Source organism: Nostoc sp. CHAB 5715 (genome assembly GCF_020829685.1).
Lineage (GTDB): Bacteria > Cyanobacteriota > Cyanobacteriia > Cyanobacteriales > Nostocaceae > Nostoc.
The window spans coordinates 1-2,252 of sequence record NZ_JAIVFR010001116.1 but is presented as its reverse complement, the minus strand read 5'-3'; the positions used below and the strand labels follow the sequence as shown (position 1 = coordinate 2,252).

At 42.1% G+C, this 2,252-nt stretch carries 2 protein-coding genes; one reads left to right on the top strand and one right to left on the bottom strand.

Annotation, left to right across the window (positions count from 1 at the left end; translation table 11 throughout):
- Nucleotides 1-690 (top strand): bifunctional 2-polyprenyl-6-hydroxyphenol methylase/3-demethylubiquinol 3-O-methyltransferase UbiG (locus tag LC574_RS36605; RefSeq protein WP_229458522.1); only part of this gene is annotated, 690 nt, incomplete at its 5' end.
- Between the two features lie 352 nt (nucleotides 691-1,042).
- Here LC574_RS36605 and LC574_RS36600 read toward each other — a convergent pair.
- On the bottom strand, nucleotides 1,043-2,252 hold a 1,210-nt coding region (locus LC574_RS36600), incomplete at its 5' end, for an AAA family ATPase (RefSeq protein ID WP_229458520.1).

The window sequence follows — 2,252 nt, the reverse complement described above, 5'->3', positions numbered from 1 at the left end:
GTAAAAAAAATTTATTATTCAGTTATTAAGTATGATTACGATTTGCCAATCATACTAAGTTTTCTTAAGAAATACTCCAATAATCATCAGAAAGAATGTCGGGTTTTAGATGTTGGTTGTGGCTATGGTAATAAAATGCTAGTAATTGCTTCATCTGGCTATGAAGTGTTAGGTGTAGATGCAAATCCCCAAATTGTTGAAGCTAATAAAAAACAAGGACTGGACTGTATAACAGTAGAAGAGTTTTCTCAGAATACAGACCAGTTTGATATCATTCTAATGTCTCATATTATTGAACATTTTCATCCATCTGATTTAAAAGATTTTATGGATGCTTATCTTGACAAACTGAAGTTGGGTGGATATTTAATCATTGCTACTCCCTTGTTAACTAAATCTTTTTATGATGATTTTGACCATGTTAAACCGTATTCCCCCCTTGCGATCATCATGGTGTTCGGTAAAGCTGCTACTCAAGTTCAATATTATTCCCGAAATAAACTTAGCTTAACAGACCTGAAGTTTCGCCGGAGACAGTATCGATTGACTTTTGTGAGAGGAAAATACGTTAGAAGCTGGACTACAAAGTTTTATCAACTTGTAGATTTTGCCAGTACATTGTTATGCCTAATATCAGGTGGCTGGTTAGGCACAAAAGACGGCTGGGTTGGTATTTTTAGAAAAATCTAAATTTAGAAACGCGCCGTAAAGGTACGTCTCTAGTTTGATAAGGGCAGGGGGTAGGGCTATTTCGTTCTAGACAGAAACCGCCCAGAACTGAAGTTCACAGGCTTTTAGCTAAAGTCCGTTAAAACGGACTATAACCTTTTCTCAGTCGTCTAAAGACTACTTTCGCTATTAGACTCAGAATTCATTCTGAGGCGGACTAGATGAGAATGAAATAGCCCTGGGCAGGGGGTAGGGAGAGGAAAAGGTACAAACCGGAATTGTGGGCGAAACACCGCTGCTTCTTTTCTCACTCTTGGTTGAGAGCAACAACCGCTTTTTTGCTGGTTTTTCTCCCCTGCTCCCTGCTTTTTCATTATTCAGGTGTTGATTTCAGCAACTGGACAGTAGCTGAATTTACTGAAATTTTCACAGGTGGTTTTTTGCTAAAAGACAAACCGTTTTCATTTTTATCAATGATAATTGTGTCTCCAGAGATAAAAGTATTTTCCAATAATTTGGTAGCGAGGGGGTTTTCTACTTCTCGCTGAATTGCCCGTTTGAGTGGACGGGCACCATAAACAGGGTCATAACCTGCTTCGACAAGGTAATCACAAGCTGATTGGGATATCTCAAAAAAGATTTTTTGCTCGCGGAGGAGATTTTCTACCCGCTTGAGTTGAATACGAATGATCTGCCGCATTTCCGTGCGATTTAGGGTATGGAAGAGAATAATGTCATCGACGCGGGTGAGAAATTCCGGGCGGAAATGCGATCGCAAAGCATCCATTACCCGCTTCCGCATTGTTTCATACTTGGAATCATCACCAGATATATCCAAGATATGTTCGCTACCAATGTTACTGGTCATGACAATAACGCTGTTGCGAAAATCTACCGTCCTTCCCTGAGAGTCAGTAATTCTCCCATCGTCTAACACCTGCAATAAAATATTGAACACATCGGGGTGCGCTTTTTCCACTTCATCCAACAACACCACTGAGTAAGGACGGCGACGAACCGCCTCGGAAAGCTGACCGCCTTCTTCATAGCCTACGTATCCTGGAGGCGCTCCCACTAACCGAGAAACTGAGTGTTTTTCCATATACTCAGACATATCTAAGCGTACCAATGCATCATCAGAATCAAAGAGAAACTGAGCTAAAGCACGGGCGAGTTCGGTTTTACCCACACCTGTAGGCCCCATGAACAAAAATGAACCAATGGGACGAGAGGGATCTTTCATCCCCGCACGGGCGCGGCGAATTGCGGCTGCTACCGCTTCTACAGCCTCTTCTTGCCCAATGACTCGTTGATGCAAATGACTTTCTAGTTGCAGCAATTTTTGCCGTTCTGATTCTAATAGGCGATTGACGGGAATTCCTGTCCATTTAGCGACGATTTCGGCAATATCGGCTTCGGTGACTTGTTCTCGCAGTAAGGTGGAACCTTGGTTTTGAATTTCTAAAAGGCTCGCTTCTTTGGCTTCGCGCTCGTGCTGCACTCCCTCCAATTTGCCATATTTTAATTGGGCAGCTTTATTTAGGTCATAAGCACGTTCCGCCTGTTCAATTTGTACTCGCAGC